General features: G+C 57.6%; 14 protein-coding genes. 11 read left to right on the top strand and 3 right to left on the bottom strand.

Features of this window, described 5'->3' with window-relative positions:
* The first annotated feature begins 33 nt into the window (after positions 1-33).
* From RWV98_RS10775 to RWV98_RS10725, 11 genes are all read left to right on the top strand, one after another.
* Positions 34-1,338, top strand: a complete 1,305-nt coding sequence (locus RWV98_RS10775; RefSeq protein ID WP_317860683.1) for a DUF512 domain-containing protein — start codon at positions 34-36, stop codon at positions 1,336-1,338.
* Positions 1,339-1,465: 127 nt separating this feature from the next.
* Positions 1,466-2,791, top strand: coding sequence for a ribosome biogenesis GTPase Der (der, locus tag RWV98_RS10770; protein WP_280962456.1), 1,326 nt, complete (start codon positions 1,466-1,468; stop codon positions 2,789-2,791).
* 24 nt (positions 2,792-2,815) lie between these two features.
* Positions 2,816-3,454, top strand: coding sequence for a glycerol-3-phosphate 1-O-acyltransferase PlsY (gene plsY / locus RWV98_RS10765; RefSeq protein ID WP_280962457.1), 639 nt, complete (start codon positions 2,816-2,818; stop codon positions 3,452-3,454).
* Entirely contained in the window at positions 3,451-4,464 is a 1,014-nt protein-coding gene (locus RWV98_RS10760; protein WP_317860681.1) for an NAD(P)H-dependent glycerol-3-phosphate dehydrogenase, read from the top strand. Before plsY ends, RWV98_RS10760 begins: the two co-directional genes overlap by 4 nt.
* 173 nt (positions 4,465-4,637) lie before the next feature.
* A complete protein-coding gene (locus RWV98_RS10755) occupies positions 4,638-5,075 on the top strand; it encodes an FAD-binding protein (RefSeq protein WP_317860679.1) in 438 nt (145 codons plus the stop codon).
* Positions 5,056-5,553 carry a UDP-N-acetylenolpyruvoylglucosamine reductase gene (locus tag RWV98_RS10750; RefSeq protein ID WP_317860677.1) on the top strand — a complete coding sequence of 166 codons (498 nt, stop codon included), beginning with the start codon at positions 5,056-5,058 and terminating at the stop codon, positions 5,551-5,553. The genes RWV98_RS10755 and RWV98_RS10750 overlap by 20 nt, the downstream gene beginning before the upstream one ends.
* A gap of 35 nt (positions 5,554-5,588) precedes the next feature.
* Complete coding sequence (gene rapZ / locus RWV98_RS10745; protein WP_280962460.1) at positions 5,589-6,446, top strand: RNase adapter RapZ; 858 nt, start codon at positions 5,589-5,591, stop codon at positions 6,444-6,446.
* Between the two features lie 33 nt (positions 6,447-6,479).
* The gene (whiA, locus tag RWV98_RS10740; protein ID WP_280962461.1) at positions 6,480-7,388 is read left to right on the top strand and encodes a DNA-binding protein WhiA; all 909 of its coding nucleotides are present in this window, start codon (positions 6,480-6,482) and stop codon (positions 7,386-7,388) included.
* Positions 7,389-10,904 carry a DNA polymerase III subunit alpha gene (locus RWV98_RS10735; RefSeq protein ID WP_317860676.1) on the top strand — a complete coding sequence of 1,172 codons (3,516 nt, stop codon included), beginning with the start codon at positions 7,389-7,391 and terminating at the stop codon, positions 10,902-10,904.
* Between the two features lie 128 nt (positions 10,905-11,032).
* Entirely contained in the window at positions 11,033-12,007 is a 975-nt protein-coding gene (gene pfkA, locus RWV98_RS10730) for a 6-phosphofructokinase (RefSeq protein ID WP_280962463.1), read from the top strand.
* Positions 12,007-12,723, top strand: a complete 717-nt coding sequence (locus tag RWV98_RS10725) for an SDR family NAD(P)-dependent oxidoreductase (RefSeq protein ID WP_317860673.1) — start codon at positions 12,007-12,009, stop codon at positions 12,721-12,723. Before pfkA ends, RWV98_RS10725 begins: the two co-directional genes overlap by 1 nt.
* Positions 12,724-12,852: 129 nt before the next feature.
* Here RWV98_RS10725 and RWV98_RS10720 read toward each other — a convergent pair whose 3' ends face one another.
* The 3 genes from RWV98_RS10720 to RWV98_RS10710 all read right to left on the bottom strand — a co-directional run bounded on the left by RWV98_RS10720 (position 12,853) and on the right by RWV98_RS10710 (position 17,628).
* Entirely contained in the window at positions 12,853-14,454 is a 1,602-nt protein-coding gene (locus RWV98_RS10720; RefSeq protein WP_317865747.1) for a BCCT family transporter, read from the bottom strand.
* Between the two features lie 72 nt (positions 14,455-14,526).
* Complete coding sequence (locus tag RWV98_RS10715) at positions 14,527-15,441, bottom strand: sugar phosphate isomerase/epimerase family protein (RefSeq protein WP_317860671.1); 915 nt, start codon at positions 15,439-15,441, stop codon at positions 14,527-14,529.
* Positions 15,442-15,897: 456 nt separating this feature from the next.
* Positions 15,898-17,628: a sigma-54 interaction domain-containing protein gene (locus RWV98_RS10710; protein WP_317860670.1), complete on the bottom strand. Its 1,731-nt coding sequence runs from the start codon at positions 17,626-17,628 to the stop codon at positions 15,898-15,900.
* Positions 17,629-18,021 lie beyond the last annotated feature (393 nt).

The raw sequence follows: 18,021 nt of genomic DNA, 5'->3' as shown, positions 1-18,021 counted from the left end.
TTCTCCGTTTTTTTATGGATGGAGGTGTGCCGTATGGCGTCACGGATCACGCAAATAGACGCGGGCAGTCCGGCGGAACGGGCCGGGCTTCGCGTGGGGGAGACCCTGCTCGATATCGGCGGCACGCCGATCCGCGATGTGCTGGATTATAAATTTTACAGCTACGACGCAGCGCTTACCCTGCGCGTGCTGGCGGCGGATGGACAAACCATCCGCGACGTGTCGGTGCAAAAGCGCGAAGGGGAGCCGCTCGGTCTGAATTTCGAGCATTATTTGATGGATGGCATGAAGCGCTGCTCCAACAGCTGTGTTTTTTGCTTTATCGATCAGCTGCCGAGAGGTATGCGGGAAACGCTTTATGTCAAAGATGACGATGCGCGCATGTCCTTTCTGATGGGCAATTATATTTCACTTACCAATCTGTCCGAGGACGATGTCGACCGCATTTTGCGCATGCGCATCTCACCGGTCAATATCTCGGTGCAGACGACAAACCCCGCGCTCCGGGTCGAAATGCTGCGCAATCCGCGCGCGGGCGAGGCGCTGAAGATCATGGAGCGCTTTGCGGCGGGCGGCATTACGATGAATTGCCAGCTTGTGGTGTGTGCGGGTCTTAACGACGGGGAAGAACTGCGGCGTTCGCTTCGCGATCTGCGGACTTTATATCCGGCGGTGAGCAGTGTCTCGGTCGTTCCGTTTGGACAGACGCGCCACCGCGAGGGCCTGTATCCGCTGCGGGAGACCACGGCGGAAAGCGCGGGGGAAGTTCTCGATATCGTAGAACCCTTTGCGGCGGATTGCCTGCGGGAGATCGGCACGCGCCTTGTCTGGTGCGGGGATGAGCTGTACCTGAAAGCGCGGCGCAAGCTGCCGGACGCGGACTATTACGAAGATTTTACCCAGTTTGAAAACGGCATCGGCATGCTGCCGCTGTTTGCCGAGGAATTCCGTCTGGCGTTGCCGGACTACAAGGGCCGTTCCGCCCGCCCCTTCACCATAGCGACCGGTACGGCGGCCGCGCCCTCGCTTGCAAAGCTGCTTGACGAAGCCGCCGCCGCATGCGATAATTTAAGAGGAAATGTTTGCGCGATTCAGAACGATTTTTTTGGGCACAGCGTATCGGTCGCGGGTCTGATAACGGGGCAGGATTTGATCGCACAACTGAAAAACCGAAACGATCTTGGCGAGCGTGTGCTGATTTCAGCCAATATGCTGCGCGACGGCGGCGACGTGTTTCTGGACGATCTAACGCCCCGGCAGGTGTCGGAAGCCATCGGCGTGCCGCTCGTACCCGTTGAGATCGACGGCGCGGACCTTTTGGAAAAAATCTTTCAATAAATCAGTAGTTAGAAGTTAGGAATGAATGGATCGCGCAAGGCGCGACAGATCATATGGCCGGCATAGCCGGCGCCAAAATTACTAATTACTAATTTCTCATTGCTAATTAGTTAAAGGGGGTTTTACAATGTCAAAACCGATCGTCGCGATCGTCGGACGGCCGAACGTGGGCAAAAGTCAACTGTTCAACCGTTTGGCGGGCAAGCGGCTTTCCATCGTGGAGGATACGCCCGGCGTGACACGCGACCGGCTGTATGCGGATAGCGATTGGCGCGGCCGCGATTTTACCGTGGTCGACACAGGCGGTATCGAACCGTCGAACGATAATGAAATATTGCAGTTTATGCGCTATCAGGCCGAAACCGCCATCTCGAACGCGGATGTGATCATCCTGATCACCGACCTGCGCACCGGCATCACGGCGGCCGATCAGGACGTGGCCGCCTTGCTGCAGCGGTCGGGCAAGCCGATCGTGCTGGCTGTCAACAAGTGTGACAAGCCCGGTCAGCCCGAGCCTGAGTTTTACGAATTTTACAATCTCGGCCTTGGCGAGCCGTACGGCATTTCCGCGCTGCACGGCTACGGCATGGGCGAGCTGCTGGACGCGGCTTACGAGTATTTTCCGCCCGCGGACGAAGCGGAAGAGGACCAAGGCCGCATCCGCGTGGCGCTGATCGGCAAGCCGAACGTCGGCAAGTCCAGCCTTTTGAACCGTGTGCTCGGCGAAGAGCGCGTGATCGTTTCGGATATTGCCGGTACCACGCGCGACAGCGTGGACGCGCAGCTCGATAATGCATATGGCAAATTCACCTTTGTCGATACCGCCGGCATTCGCCGCAAAAGCAAGGTGGAGGAAAAAATAGAAAAGTACTCCGTTATGCGCTCGCTTCTCGCGATTGAGCGAAGCGACGTGTGCGTCATCATGATCGACGCGACCGAAGGCGTGACCGAGCAGGACACCAAGGTGGCCGGCGAGGCGCATAACGCGGGTAAGGCGTGCATCATCGTGGTGAACAAGTGGGATCTCGTCGAAAAGGACGGGAGCACCATGAAGGAATATACCTTGCAGGTGCGCGAAGGGCTGGCCTATATGCCCTACGCGCCGGTGCTGTTTATCTCCGCGCTGTCCGGCCAGCGCGTGGAAAAGCTTTTTTCGCTGATCTGCGAAACGTATGAGCAGAACCATATGCGCATACCGACCGGCCAGCTCAACGCGATCTTGGCTGAAGCCACCGCCCGCGTTCAGCCGCCGACCGACAAGGGCCGCCGCCTGAAGATTTATTATATGACGCAGGCAGGCGTATGCCCGCCTACCTTCGTCTGCTTCTGCAACGATGCGCGGCTGTTCCATTTTTCCTACCAGCGCTATCTGGAAAACCAGATCCGCGAGGTGTTTGGACTAACCGGTACGCCGGTGCGCATGGTCGTGCGGCAGCGCGGCGATAAGGAATAAGACAGAAAACGGAGTGACGACAGTATGACCATGCTGCAATTTGGGATCATCGCGGTGAGCGCCTATTTGCTGGGTTCTTTGAGCTTTGCGATCATCGTATGCAAAATGACGCTGCACAAGGATATCCGCGATTATGGTTCGGGCAATGCGGGCCTTACCAACGCGTACCGCACCATGGGGGCGGGGAAAACGCTGCTTGTACTGCTGGGCGATATCGCCAAGGGCGCGGCCGCCGTGGCGATCGGCGCGTTGGCGGCGGGCAATCTCGGCAAGCTGCTCGCGGGTGTTTTCGTCATATTGGGCCATATGTTCCCGGTTTATTTCGGTTTTCGGGGCGGCAAGGGCGTGCTGGTCGGCGCGACGATGCTGGCGCTGTTCGATTGGCGCATCTTCTTGATCGCGCTGGCCTGCTTCTTGATCGCCGTGCTTTTTACGCGGTGGATCTCGCTCGGCTCGATCTTGGGCGCGGCCAGCTTTCCGATCACCATGTTCATTTTTTACCGTGATCCCGTACTGGTGGGCATCGCGTTTGGCATGGCCGTCGCGGTCATCTTCATGCACCGCGCCAATGTCGGACGGATGCTGCATGGAAATGAAAATAGGTTTTCCTTTCACAGCAAAAAGGCGATAGAAAACGCGCCGGAGGAGGAGAGCAAGCAATGAAGGTATTTGTACTTGGAACGGGCGGCTGGGGCATGGCTTTGGCCATGCTGCTCAGCGGCAATGGGCACGAGGTCACCTCGTGGACCTATTTGCAGGAGGAGTGCGACCTGCTGCGCGAAAAGCGCGCCAATGAAAAGCTGCTGCCCGGCGTTCGTTTGCCGGAAAATATCGAATTGACGACCGACCTTTCGGGCGCCGCCCGCGCCGATCTGATCGTGCTCGCGGTGCCGAGCTTTGCGGTCGCGGGAACGGCGGAGCAGCTCGCGGACATCGTACCGGCGGGCACGGTCATCGTCAACGTGGGCAAGGGATTGGACGCGAAAAACGGCTACTGCCGCTTTTCCGAGACCATCGACCGCGCCATGGGAGGCAAGAACCCCGTCGTCGCGCTGACCGGGCCGACCCATGCGGAGGAGGTCGCGCGCAACGTGCCGACCGCTATCGTAGCCGCCTCGCACAGCCGCGCCGCGGCGGAGCTGACGCAGGCCGCCTTTATGAACGACAGCTTTTTCCGCGTGTACACCTCCGCTGATCTGGTCGGCGCGGAGCTGGGCGGCGCGTTCAAAAACATCATCGCGCTGGGCGCCGGCATTTCGGACGGCTTGGGCCTTGGCGACAACTCCAAGGCTGCGTTTATGACCCGCGGCCTGACCGAGATCGCGCGTCTGGGCGTGCGTCTCGGCGCGCGGCAGGAGACCTTTGCGGGTCTTTCTGGCGTGGGCGATTTGATCGTTACCTGCTGCTCGATGCATTCGCGCAACCGCCGCGCGGGCATCCTGATCGGTCAGGGCAAGACCGCGAAGCAGGCCATGGAAGAGGTCGGTGCGACGGTAGAGGGCTATTACGCGACCGAAGCCGGTTATATGCTGGCGCAGAAGCAGGGCGTTTCCATGCCGATCGTTGAGTCGATGTACGGCGTTTTGTACCGCGATGTTGCCGCTAAGGACGCCATCCGTCAGCTTCTCGCGCGCCCGCGGCGCGGCGAGCACGAAGAGCTGTGGCTGAAATAAAAGACGAACTTTGTTTGATGGTACTCTGAAAAGCGCCCGGATCGGTATCCGGGCGCTTTTCTATGCATTTTTCGACCGGAACCGTGCGCCGGGTCAGAAATATTTTTTGCACAAAGGGCGTAAATTTGGTATACTATTCTATATGAGTTTTCCTGAAGGTGTTGGAGGAGAGTATGGTAACAACGCAAGAACTGATCGCTTTGCTGCAAGAGGCGGAAAGCGATATTGAAATATATGAAAACGAGCCGATGAGCCGCCACACGACCTTTGCGATCGGCGGCCCGGCGGATGTGTTTATACAGCCCAAAACCGTGGGCGCGCTGCAAAACGCGCTGCGTTGCCTGCGGCAAACCGAAACGCCTTATTTGATGGTCGGCAACGGTTCCAATATGCTGGTGTCGGACGCGGGCGTGCGCGGCGCGGTCGTTTGCACCTCGGAGATGGATCATATCGCGGTCGGTACGCGGGGGCGGATCACGGCGGGCGCGGGCGCGCTGCTTTCCGCGATCGCGCGGCGCGCCCAGCGCGAGGGCCTGACCGGCGCGGAGTTCGCCGGGGGCATACCTAGGCAGCTTGGGGGGCGCGGTATTTATGAATGCCGGCGCGTATGACGGGCAGATGGCGCTCATCGTGCGCCGCACCGAATATCTGGACGGCGAGGGCAACCTCTGTATGGCGGAAGGGCCGGAAAATGCCTTTGGCTATCGCAAAAGTATTTTCCGCGACCATCCGGAGTGGACGATCGTCCGCGCCGAGCTGGAGCTGGCCGAGGGCGACCCCGCGGCGATTCTGCTGAAAATGAACGATCTGGCGCAGCGGCGGCGGGAGAAGCAGCCGCTCAATTACCCCTCCGCAGGCAGCACGTTCAAGCGGCCCGAGGGGCATTTTGCCGGACAGCTGATTGAGCAATGCGGCCTGAAAGGCCTGTCGGTCGGCGCGGCGCAGGTGTCGGAAAAACACGCGGGCTTTTTGATCAACCGCGGCGGCGCGACCTGCGCGGATATGCTAAAGCTGATCGAAACCGTACAAAACCGTGTGCGGGAGGCGTTCGGCGTGCAGCTGGAATGCGAGGTTCGCATTATCGGATAGCGAAAAACCGCAGGGAAAAGGAAAGGGCAAAACAAATGTATTTTTTAATCGTTTCGGGTATGTCGGGCGCGGGTAAGAGCCGCGCGGCGGCCTCGCTGGAGGATCTGGGTTATTACTGCGTGGATAACCTGCCGATCGCGCTCATTCCGCGTTTTGCGGAGATATGCCTTGCCGCGACCGAGCGGTATGAGCGGGTCGCGCTCGTGACCGATGTGCGCACGGGCGGCGATTTTCAGCAGCTTTTTGATTCGCTCGATTCTATCCGCGACATGGGCTGCGAATATCGCATCCTGTTTCTGGATACCGACACGCAGATGCTGATCCGCCGCTTCAAGGAGACCCGGCGCAAGCATCCGCTGATGGATAAGGGCATCAGCATGACCGCGGCGATAGAAAAAGAGCGCGAAATGCTTTCCGTGCTGCGCAATCGTGCGGATTTTGTCGTGGATACCACGAATTTGTCGGCTGCGGGCCTGCGCGAACGCCTGCTCTCGCTCTTTTCCGGGGCGGACAATATGGGCGCGCTTGAGGTCATCGTGCAGTCCTTCGGCTTTAAATACGGCATTCCGGCTGAATCCGATCTGGTGTTTGATGTACGCTTTCTGCCCAACCCCTATTATGAAATGAGCTTGCGCGAAAAAAACGGCACCGATCCCGATGTACGCGATTATGTGTTTCAAGGCGGCACGGCGGACGCTCTGATGAGCCACCTGACCAGCCTGATCGACTTTTTGCTGCCGCGTTATGTGTCGGAAGGCAAAACCAGCGTGGTGATCGGCATCGGCTGCACGGGCGGCAAGCACCGCTCGGTCGCGATCGCCGAAGCGCTCAGCAACCATATCCGGGGCAGGGATTACGGGGTCGTCACCATGCACCGGGACTATCAGCGCTAATCGCTTTTTCGCATATAGAAGGAGAAACACCCAATGTCCTTTTCCGCTTTCGTCAAAACAGAGGCGTGCCGCGCGCCGATGCAGCGCGCCTGCTGTATCCGCGCGGAGGCATACGGCATGCTGCTCAACGCCTCCGTTTTTTCACATAAGCTGATTCGTCTGTCGACCGAGAACCGGGAAGTCGCGCGCCGCATCCGCGCGCTGCTCGATCGCGCCTTTTCCATCGAGGCGGAGCCGGTGCAAGCAGGCAAGAAACAACAGTTCATTCTGACCGATCCGGAGATAATCGGGCGTATCTTTGAAACGCTTGGGTATGATATCAAAAACCATGTGGCCTATCACTTAAACCGCAATGTGTTGGAAAGCGATTGCTGTCTGGCCGCGTTTCTGCGCGGCGCGTTTTTGATGGCGGGTACGGTGGCCGGGCCGGATAAAAAAAGCCATTTGGAGCTGACCACCTCGCATGCAAGCCTTGCGGGCGAGCAGATGAGCCTGCTGCTCGATCTGCACCTGTTTCCCAAGCAGACCGAGCGAAGGAGCGTGCATGTGCTGTATTTCAAGGACGGCGCGAGCGTGGAGGATTTTTTGACGACGATCGGCGCGCCGCAATCCGCCATGGAGCTGATGGAAGCAAAGGTGGAAAAAAACCTGCGCAACACGATCAACCGTCAGGTAAACTGCGAGACCGCCAACCTGATGAAGACGACCGGCGCGTCCGCCCGGCAGGTGGCGGCGATCACAGCGGCGCTGAACAGCCACGGAGATACCTTTTTTCCGGAAAACCTGCGCGAGACCGTGCGGCTGCGGCTTCAGTATCCGGCTGACAGCCTGTCCGAGCTTGCCGCGCGGTTCGATCCGCCCATCTCCAAGCCCGGCCTTAGCCACCGCCTGAAGAAAATCACCGAACGCGCGCTGGAGTGTACGCTCAGGGAGGAAGCATAAATGGAACCCTTTGCCCATCTGCATGTCCATAGTGAGTATAGCCTGCTGGACGGCGCGTGCCGCATCGAGCAGCTCGTCGACCGCGTGGCCGATTTGGGGCAGACCTCGGTCGCCTTGACCGACCACGGCGTGATGTACGGCGTGATCGATTTTTATAAGGCTTGTAAAGCCAAGGGCATCCATCCGGTCATCGGGTGCGAGGTGTATGTCGCCCCGCGCTCTCGGCTGGAACGGAGCTATGTCGGCAGCGAGTGGCACAGCCACCTGATTCTGCTGTGCGAAAATATGACGGGCTACCGCAACCTGATCCATATGGTAAGCCTTGGTTTTTCCGAGGGCTTCTATATGAAGCCCCGTATCGATATGGAGCTGCTGCGCGAGCACAGCGAGGGGCTGATCTGCCTTTCGGCCTGCCTCGCGGGCGCGATCCCGCGCGCGCTGTCGGACGGCGACATCGACGGCGCTTACGAGCTGTGTGAAAAGTTTCTCACGATCTTTGACCGCGAGCATTTTTATCTGGAAATTCAGGACCACGGCATCGAAGCGCAAAGCCGCGTCAACGCCGGTCTGTTTAAGCTGGCGGAGGAACTCGAACTGGGGCTGGTCGCCACGAACGACGCGCACTATCTCACCCGAAAGGACGCCAAGCTGCAGGATGTGCTGATGAGCATCCAGATGGGTAAGACGGTGGACGACCCGACCCGCATGAAGTTTGAGACCGAGGAGTTTTACATCAAGGACGCGGACGAAATGGCCGCCCTGTTTCCCGAGCATCCGGAGGCGCTCGCGAACACCGTCAAGATCGCGGAGCGCTGCCATGTGGATTTTGAATTCGGCAAATACCACCTGCCCGAATTCGACGTGCCGGAAGGCTATACGGCGCTCCAGTACCTGCAAAAGCTATGCGACGAAGGCTTTGCGGAGCGTTACCCGGAGGACGACGGCACGGTGCGCGAGCGCCTGCAATACGAGATCGATATGATCGCGCAAATGGGCTTTGTCGATTACTTTCTGATCGTTTCGGATTTTATCGGCTATGCCAAGCGAAACGGCATTCCGGTCGGCCCCGGGCGCGGCTCGGCCGCGGGGTCGATCGTGTCCTACTGCCTCGCCATTACCGATCTGGACCCCATCCACTATTCGCTTTATTTTGAACGTTTTTTAAATCCCGAACGCGTGTCCATGCCCGATATCGACGTGGACTTCTGCTATGTCCGCCGGCCCGAGGTCATCGAGTATGTCACTAATAAATACGGCAAGGATCGCGTGGCGCAGATTGTCACCTTCGGCACAATGGCCGCGCGCGGCGCGATCCGCGACGTGGGCCGCGCGCTCAACATACCTTATAACGAAGTGGACGCCGTTGCCAAGCAGGTGCCGAACGAACTGCACATCACGATTGAAAAGGCGCTCCGCGTTAATAAAGAACTAAAAAAGATGCACGACGAAAATCCGACCGTGCGCGAGCTGATCGACACCGCGCAGGCGCTGGAAGGCATGCCGCGGCACGCTTCCACCCATGCGGCGGGCGTGGTCATCACCAAGGACCCGGTGGATACCTATGTGCCGCTCGCCAGAAACGACGAGCAGATGGTCACCCAGTTCTCCATGACCACGCTGGAAGAGCTCGGCTTGCTCAAGATGGACTTTTTGGGCCTGCGTAACCTGACCGTCATCGCGGACGCGGAGAAAATGATACGCCGCCACACGCCGGAGTTTTCCATGGAGAAGGCCTCCACCGAGGATGAGGAGACCTATGCCATGCTGGCTCACGGTTCGACCATGGGTGTGTTCCAGCTGGAAAGCGCGGGCATCACCAACGTTGTAACAGGCCTGCGTCCGCAATCGATCGAAGATATCACCGCGGTCGTGGCGCTCTACCGCCCGGGACCGATGCAGTCTATTCCGCGCTACATCGAATGCAAGCACCATCCGGAAAAAGTCGTGTACAAGCACCCGATGCTGGAACCTATCCTAAAGGTCACCTACGGCTGCATGGTGTATCAGGAACAGGTTATGGAAGTGTTCCGCCAGCTCGCGGGCTATTCGCTCGGCAAGGCGGATATGGTGCGCCGCGCGATGAGCAAGAAAAAGATGAAGGAGCTCGCCAAGGAGCGCGTCACCTTTATAAGCGGCAGCGAGGAGGAGGGCATCGACGGCGCGGTCAAGCGCGGCGTGCCCGAAAGCGTAGCCGCCTCGATTTTCGACGAGATCATGGATTTCGCCAACTATGCGTTCAATAAGGCGCACGCGGTGTGCTACGCGGTGGTATCGTACCGCACGGCCTACCTCAAGTGTCATTATCCGCGCGAATATATGGCGGCGCTTTTAACTTCGGTGCTCGATTGGTCGGAAAAGATCTCTGAATACATCGCTTCCACGCGGGAAATGGGTATCGCGGTGCTGCCGCCCGATGTGAACGAATCCTTTGACGGATTTTCCGTTTCGGGTGACAATATCCGTTTTGGTCTGGCCGCCGTCAAGGGAGTGGGACGCGGTTTTATGAAGCAGCTTGTGGCCGAGCGGGAGCAGCACGGCCTGTTTCTCTCGTTCCAGCAATTCTGCGAGCGTATGTTCGACCGTGAATTAAACCGCCGCGCGGTGGAAAGCCTGATAAAAGCCGGCGCGTTCGATTCTTTAGGCTATCGCCGCAGCCAACTGCTGCAAATCGCCAACTTAGTGCTGGACGCGGTCTCGCAGGCGCGCAAGCGCAATATCGAAGGGCAGATGGATTTGTTCGGCATGGGCAACGAATCGGTGCAGGACAGCGAAATCGCCCTGCCCGATATTCAGGAGGCATCCAAGCGCGAGCTGCTCGCCATGGAAAAGGAGACCACGGGCCTTTATCTATCCGGCCACCCGATGGACGAATACGGCGATCTGGCGCGGGCGGCAAACGCCGCCTCCATCCGCGCCATCATCGACGATCTGTCGGGCGAGGTCGAGGCCCCGGTCTATAAGGACGGTATGACCGTGCGTCTGGCCTGCGTCATCACTTCGGTTCGGCTGAAATCGACGCGTAACGGCTCCATGATGGCCTATGTCATGGCGGAGGACGAATCGGCCGCGATCGAGTTGGTCGTGTTTCCGCGTTCGCTCCAACAGTGCGGTTCGTATTTGACGGAGGATAGCGCCGTATTGCTCACCGGCAAGATCGACGCGCGCGAAGACGAAGCGCCCAAGGTGCTGCTCAACGAAGCGCAACCCTTGACGGTCGAGGCGGTGGATTCCACGCATTCGCGTGAAAAGCCGCAGGAATCGGTATTCACACCGCGGCAGGCAGCGCAAAAAGCGCCGCAGAAGCTGTATATCCGCGTGCCGGACATGGCGTGCGACGCATGCGGCCGAATCAAAAGTATTTTGGCCGGCCACGCGGGCGAAACGCCGGTGGTGTTCTGTCCGGCGGATACGGGAAAGCGGATGCTGGCGCCCCGCACGCTCTGGTGCGCGGCAGGTATCCCGCTGCTAACCGAGCTGCGCGCCGTCATCGGCGAAGAAAACGTAGCGATGAAGTAAGAAAGGCTGCCGCGGCTTGCTAAGAAATGGCTGCCGGGGAACAATAGCCCTTTACTCATGCGGGGCAAAGATGATATAATAATCACAAATATTAGTTTTGAATGATTTCGGACAGGGGAGGCTCCTTTATGGACAAGCAAATTCGCCGGATCGGCGTACTCACAAGCGGCGGTGACGCGCCCGGTATGAACGCATTGATCCGTGCGGTCGTCCGTACCGCTTCGGCGCATGACATCTCGGTGCTCGGCGTGCGTCGCGGCTACAGCGGCCTGATCAACGGAGACATTATTGAAATGGGTTCCCGCAGCGTGGACGGCATCATCCGCAAGGGCGGCACCATGCTGTATACGGCGCGCTGCAAGGAAATGATGACCGACGAAGGGCTGCAAAAGGCGGCGGATACCTGTAAATACCTCGGGATAGACGGCCTGATCTGCTGCGGCGGCGACGGCACCTTCCGCGGCGCGCAGGCGCTTTCCCGCATGGGCGTGCCCTGCATCGGCGTGCCCGGCACGATCGATAACGATATCGTCTGCACCGATTACACTATTGGCTTCGATACCGCGTGCAACACCGCGATCGAATGCATCGATAAGCTGCGCGATACCATGCAGTCTCATGAACGCTGCTCGGTCGTCGAGGTCATGGGCCGCCGCGCGGGCCATCTGGCGCTGCACGTCGGCTGCGCGGTCGGCGCTACCGCCATCCTGCTGCCCGAGCGTGAGATCGACTTCGACACCGAACTGGTCGAAAAAATGCGTGTCGGACGTATCAAGGGCCGTAACCACCACATTATCATCGTGGCGGAGGGCTACGGTTCCGCGCAGGAGGTGGCCGACCGTATCCACGAATCGACCGGTATCGATACGCGCGTGACCATTCTGGGTCATATCCAGCGCGGCGGCTCGCCCACGGCGCGCGACCGCGTCATGGCCACCCGCATGGGATACGAGGCCGTTATGGCGCTTGAGGCGGGCAAGACCAACCGCGTCATCGTGTTTGACGACAACCGCGTGACCGATCTGGATATCGAGGAAGGACTTGCGCGGCAGAAGGATCTGGAACAGGATCTGTTCCTTGCCCAGCAGACGGTCGCGATCTGATGGCTGGAAGCGTACTCATTACCGGCGGCACGCGCGGCATAGGCCGCGCCGCCGTCAAGGCATTTGCGCGCGCCGGCTGGCGCGTGGCCTTTACCTACCGCGAAAACCGCGCGGCGGCAGCGTCGCTGCTCGAGGAGTTTCCGCACGCCGTCGCGCTCGCGGGCGATGTTTCCCACCGGGATGAAGCAGAGCGCTGCGTCGCGGAAGCGCGCGTTTGCCTCGGCCCGCTGGATGCACTGGTGTGCAACGCGGGCATCGCCCAACAAAAAATGTTTTGCGACCTGACAAATGACGATTGGGATCGTATGCTCGGCGTCAATCTCATGGGCGCGGTGCATTTCATCCGCGCGGTGCTGCCCGATCTGATCCATAAAAAGCGCGGCAGCATCGTCACCGTGTCCTCTGTCTGGGGCATCGAGGGCGCTTCCTGCGAAAGCCACTATGCGGCGAGCAAGGCCGCGCTGATCGGCCTTTCGCGCTCGCTTGCCGCGGAATTGGGGCCGAGCGGTATTCGCGTCAACTGCGTCGCGCCCGGCGTGATCGATACCGAGATGAACGCCGCCCACACGGAGGATACCATCCGCACCCTCGCGGAGCAAACGCCCCTTGGCCGCATGGGCACGGCGGAGGAGGTCGCGCAGACCATCCTGTTCCTCTGTTCGGACAGCGCCTCCTTCATCACCGGCCAGACCATCGGCGTGACCGGCGGATTTTGAAGCAGGCGGAATACATAGAAAAACAACCTACAAGCGACCGAAGGGCCGGGAATCTATCTTAGATTCCCGGCCCTTCGGCGGGGTATATAGAGGTATGTATGGGCAATTTTTGCTGCGGGACCTGAAAGCTTACTTGCTCGCGGGATCTTCCCGCGCCGCGTCCGTCGGTCTGCGTTTGAATACGCGCCCTTCGTACAGGGCCGCCTTATGCTCCGGCGGTAAGTCCTCAATTTCTTGGTCCAGCTTTCCGCTGCACATTTTACCAAGCCCGCAGATGACGCAAAGCGTGACGATGAAGATGGGCAGGCCGAAGATAACGGACATAAACTGCAGCGCGCCGGTGCCTACCGCGCCGAGGCAGAACAAGCACAAAAAGGTATCCACGCCGACCAGCGCGCCCCAGATGATCTTCATGGCCATCGGCGCTTCCTCGTCTTCCTGCTTGCGCGAGGTTTTGATGGTCATTTTGGCCAACGTGCCGGTCATGGCGTCGGCGAGGGTGATGAAGCCGAAAAATAGCGCCGCAACGACCAAGGGGATCATGATTCCGCTGAGCGGCATGTGTTTGAGCAGCGCATAGTTTGCAATCGGTATGCCGCTGGCGGCGATTTCTTCGCCCAGATTCGCGCCTCGAAACGCGTCCAGAAAGATGGCGTTCCCGCCGAACGCGACAAACCAGATCAGGTTGAAAACCCCGGGGCCGAGCACGTTGACCAGCAGGAAGCGCCGCCAAGTGTAGCCCACGGCGACCTTGCCCTGAAAAACGCCCATCAGCGGCGCATAGGCCATGATCCACGCGACGTAAAACACGGTGTTGTTGGAGATCCAGCCGTTTCCCACGTTAAATGAATCCGTTGCCGTGATGTTGGGGATGAATCTGGTGAATACCTCGCCGATCACCTGCGTCATGATCTTGCATTCAAACACCGTCGGTCCGGCGATAAATAAGAACGCGATCACGACCAGATAAATCCACGCGTTTGCATTGCTGATGATGGCCATGCCCTTTTTTACCCCGCGAAGCGAGGACATGGTAAAGGAACAGATGACCACCACAAGGGTAATGATATAAACAAGGTTGGAGGGGGAAATGCCAAACACATAGTTCAGGCCGGAAGCGAACTGCTGCACGCCGAGGCCAAGGGAGGTGACCATGCCGCCGACCAGCCCCAGCAGGGCGATCACGTCAAATACCTTGCCGATTGGCCCGAAGGCTTTGTCCTTGATGATCGGATACAGCGCCGAGGAGGGGCGCGGCGGCAGCTTGTGGTTCATCACCATATAGCCGCAGATGAAACCCCAGAAGGCGTACATGGCATAATAGATAAAGCTCCAATGAAACACCGATTGGGATAGCGCGCGTACCGCGGTGTCCATGGTTTCGGGCGCCATGTTCCACCATGCGGGCGGATTGTGGAAATAGCCGATCGGTTCGCCCACGGCATAGAACACCACGGCGGTGGCGGTACCGGCGCAGGTGACCATGGCGCACCAAGAAAACATGCCGTGCTTGATCTTAGCGTCCGGGCCGCCCACCTTTTTGCTGCCTACCGGCGTCAGGCAAACGACAAAGCACAGGATCAGAATGAGCGCCGTGATGAGCATCATGAACCAGCCGGTGGAATCGGTAACGGCGTTATACAGGCCGGTCATGATATGGACGAAGGATTCGTTGAACAAGAAGCCATAGAGGATGAGGGCTAGCAAAATGCCCGCGCCCGGGTAAAAGATGATCGAGTTGATCTTGAACTTTTTTTCATGTTATTTCAGCTCCCCCTATATGGGCGTTTCACCTCCTGTTCCTTACCGTCCGCTTTGGCCCAAGCCCAGCTCCTCGCGCAAATACCGGATGCTGTCGATGCAGAACTGGACCTCCTTTTCCTGCGCGATATCCAGCGGTTCTCCGGCGCTGGGATATTCGACTTCAAAGGTGATGCGGTCGAAGAAAGCGGGGGAGAGATCCTTGAGCGTTTGCAGCGTCTTTTTACAGTCGATATCGCCCTGTCCCAGCGCGACGCCTAGAAAATGCGCGCCCTGATCGTCCCGCACCAGCTTGTTATCACAGAAGTGGCAGTTGAACGCGTAAGGCGCCAAACGCTCAACAGCGTATTGTGGGTTCTCCAAAACAGAAACCGAGTTAATGGTATCCACACAGGCGCCGACCAGAGGATGATGGAGCTGCTCGATCACCCAAACGATCTCATCGGCGAAGGTCTCGGTGTGGTTCTCGATCGCCAAACGAATGCCGGTGCGTTCATATTCGAGCAACGCCTCTTTGATCTGATCGACGACGTCGCAGAGCTGCCGCATCACGGCGGGATGCATACAACTGCCGTATAGCGGCGTGGGGCGACGGATATCCAAGCTGAACTTGACCAGATCCGCGCCGATCGCCTCCGCGACCAGACAGGCGCTCTCGAAGGTTTCGTTTAGGCGGGGATCGAACTCCTCATCCAGTGAGCAGTTGAATTCCATGTATAGGCCGTGATCCTCGGCGGCTTGCTTGATCCTAGCCAAGTTTTCAGGATCGTGATCGACCAGATCGCAGTTCGTCACATGCAGGCCGTCCAGCTTCCACTCTACAGCCAGATCCATGAGCTGAAAAATGTTGATTCTTTGTTCGCGTTGCTCGCCCACAAACCCCCAGTTTTGACCTAAGCCGTTCAGGTGCAGGGTGTAAGTGTGCATACCCAGCTTCATTTTTCGATCGTTGTACATGGTCTTACCTCCTAAAATGATTTCTGCCCCGGCGGGACATTTGTTTTGTGGGCCGCCCGTATGCGGTCAGCTTGATATAAAGATAAAAAGCAATATTCCGTGCCAGCGACGCTTTTCTCATCACGGTTTTCATATTTCAGCGGGTTGCATAAAAAAAGTCTGCTTCGCTATGGTTTTTGATATTTTAAATTGTGCAAATCAGATAGAAACCGCTGAAAGCGGCTTGCTGGACATGATGACCGGCCTTGCAGAACAGATAAAAGCGCAACCATATTTGCACCTGTAAGATGGAAATAGGTGCAAATATGGTTGCGCTTTTCAAAACAGAAGAAAAAATGAAATAGCCTTACTTTTTATGATATCTACAATCGCCTATTGATCGAAATGCTTCAAACCTAGGATTTTCAAAAGCGGCTCGGCGCGTGAAAATATATTTGCAGAGCAAATATATTTGCGTTAATCCGCCCGCGGTTTGGCGCTGAGGATGTCCTCCAAGACCAGTCCGTTGCGCTTCATTCTATGTTGCAGGTTCTGGCGGCTGATGCCCAGTTGGCGGGCGGCCCGTGAGATATTCCCCTTATTCCTTTGTATGGCGCTGGTTAAAATGCAGCGTTCCACATTGGAAAGAACCTGTTCCAGCATACCATCGTCCGCGGTTTGCAGGGCCAACCGCTGATAGCCGCATACGCTTTGGATATGCTCGGGCAGGTACTCTTTCCGGATCACCGTTTCCTCATAGGGGAGCAGGTTCATGGCGTGCTCGATGCAGTGCTGCAACTCCCGTACATTGCCCGGCCAGTTGTAGGCGCAAAAGATGGCGAGCACCTCTTCGTCCACGTCGGACACGCTTTTATACAGCTTTTTGTTCATTTGCTGAAAAAAGGAACGGATCAGGATCGGGATATCCTCCTTGCGCCGGCGCAGCGCAGGGATGCTGATGTTGACCACGCCAAGGCGATAGAACACATCCTGACGGAGCGCGTTTTCCGCGATCGCCTGATAAGGCGGCACATTGATGTTGGACAGCACCCGCACATCAACGTGCTTTTCCTCCGTCCCGCCCACGCGGCGCACCACGCCGTCCTGCAGCACGCGCAGCAGCTTGGCTTGCAGCGTCATGCTCATGGAATTCAGTTCATCCAGCAGCAGCGTTCCGCCATTGGCCTGTTCAAACAGACCGGGGCGGCGTTCCGCTCCGGTATAGGCCCCTTTTTCGGTGCCAAACAGCATGGATTCCAGCAGGTTTTCCGGTATGGCGGCGCAGTTGATGGCTAAAAAAGGTCCGTCGGCCCGGTTGCTCGCGTTGTGAATGCTCTGCGCCACCAGCTCTTTACCGGTCCCGGTCTCACCGTAGAGCATGACCGAAGAATCAGACCGGGCAATCATTTTGCACCGCTCTATCATTTCTTTCATGAGAGCGCTCTGGCAAATAATATCGTCAAAATGAAATTTTGCGCTTAAGCCGCTTTTTTGCGGCTTTTTCGCGGCCGGATGCTTTTTGAGCAGACCTTCTTGCAGATCAATGATTTGTTGGCTCAATACCTCAATACGTGAAACGTCCGCCGTCATGCAAAACACGCCTAAGATCGCGCCTTCCTCAAAAATCGGGTAGCTGTTGCACATGATATCCAGCCGTTTGCCATGCAAGGTCGTATAGGCTTGCCGCCGGTCCTCAATGGGCTTTTTGTCCGCGATCACCACGGGAACGGTCAACTCATTGCCGTCGATACAGGTATACGCCTCGTTGATATCCTTGCCGACGACGTTTTCAGGCACCAGTGATTCCATTCGCATCAGCGCGTCATTGACCAGCATGATCCGCTTTTTTTCATCGCACAACAAGATCGGCTCCCGGATCAGGTTCACAATGGTGCCCAGCATGCGGTGAGATACCTCGCTGGCCGCGTCACGAAAACAGATAAGCCGCGTGTGCGCGGGCAGGTCCACCCCCACGGGTGTAGGGCAGAGGGTCAGATATTTGGAAAATGCAATATTGATATATGTGCCCGGCAGCTGACGGGTCATATCGGGAAGAATTTCGGAAAGCGTTCGTCCCTTTAGTGCTCCCTTGCCAGCAAGGAGACAGTCTGCCGCTTCGTTGCTCTCCAGAATAATCTCGTCGTTTGAAATGAGAACCGCACCTAAGCCAAATTGAGAGAGAAAACACATCGCTTCAAGATATACCATCACTGCCTCCTTATCCATGATCATTACGGGCCGTTCGTTTGGAATTACATTATTATATCATAAGATCGGCAAACGTACAGAAGATTGTGCAGGGGGCAAAATAAGAAAGCGCAGAAAAGGAGGCCCCCTGCCCCGGGGGGGTATGTCCCGTCGAAAATCAAATTTTCTTGATTTTCGCGCTTTTGGTCGAAGCGTTATGATATAATTATGAAAACATCGGATGCCCATCGTGCGCGGGCAGCCGATGCTTTATGTTTTTCTGAGCAAGCGGTGTTTCCGGAACGAAGGAGGGTAGAGAAGCCGTAGTACGAATGCAAGAAAAAGTAATTATGTGGAAGCAAGGGGGTATACCCCCTTTGAACAGCTCTTCTAGAGCTGTTCAAAGGGCTCTGT

This window comes from Agathobaculum sp. NTUH-O15-33 (genome assembly GCF_033193315.1).
GTDB lineage: Bacteria > Bacillota > Clostridia > Oscillospirales > Butyricicoccaceae > Agathobaculum > Agathobaculum faecihominis_A.
The sequence above is the reverse complement of the archived record's forward strand: the minus strand, read 5'-3'. Positions and strand labels throughout refer to the sequence as shown.

Bases quoted from the DNA above. Each gene is read 5' to 3' on its own strand.
- RWV98_RS10775 (WP_317860683.1), top strand. From the start codon at position 34: ATGGCGTCACGGATCACGCAAATAGACGCGGGCAGTCCGGCGGAACGG.
- der (WP_280962456.1), top strand. From the start codon at position 1,466: ATGTCAAAACCGATCGTCGCGATCGTCGGACGGCCGAACGTGGGCAAA.
- plsY (WP_280962457.1), top strand. From the start codon at position 2,816: ATGACCATGCTGCAATTTGGGATCATCGCGGTGAGCGCCTATTTGCTG.
- RWV98_RS10760 (WP_317860681.1), top strand. From the start codon at position 3,451: ATGAAGGTATTTGTACTTGGAACGGGCGGCTGGGGCATGGCTTTGGCC.
- RWV98_RS10755 (WP_317860679.1), top strand. From the start codon at position 4,638: ATGGTAACAACGCAAGAACTGATCGCTTTGCTGCAAGAGGCGGAAAGC.
- RWV98_RS10750 (WP_317860677.1), top strand. From the start codon at position 5,056: ATGAATGCCGGCGCGTATGACGGGCAGATGGCGCTCATCGTGCGCCGC.
- rapZ (WP_280962460.1), top strand. From the start codon at position 5,589: ATGTATTTTTTAATCGTTTCGGGTATGTCGGGCGCGGGTAAGAGCCGC.
- whiA (WP_280962461.1), top strand. From the start codon at position 6,480: ATGTCCTTTTCCGCTTTCGTCAAAACAGAGGCGTGCCGCGCGCCGATG.
- RWV98_RS10735 (WP_317860676.1), top strand. From the start codon at position 7,389: ATGGAACCCTTTGCCCATCTGCATGTCCATAGTGAGTATAGCCTGCTG.
- pfkA (WP_280962463.1), top strand. From the start codon at position 11,033: ATGGACAAGCAAATTCGCCGGATCGGCGTACTCACAAGCGGCGGTGAC.
- RWV98_RS10725 (WP_317860673.1), top strand. From the start codon at position 12,007: ATGGCTGGAAGCGTACTCATTACCGGCGGCACGCGCGGCATAGGCCGC.
- RWV98_RS10715 (WP_317860671.1), bottom strand. From the start codon at position 15,441: ATGTACAACGATCGAAAAATGAAGCTGGGTATGCACACTTACACCCTG.
- RWV98_RS10710 (WP_317860670.1), bottom strand. From the start codon at position 17,628: ATGGTATATCTTGAAGCGATGTGTTTTCTCTCTCAATTTGGCTTAGGT.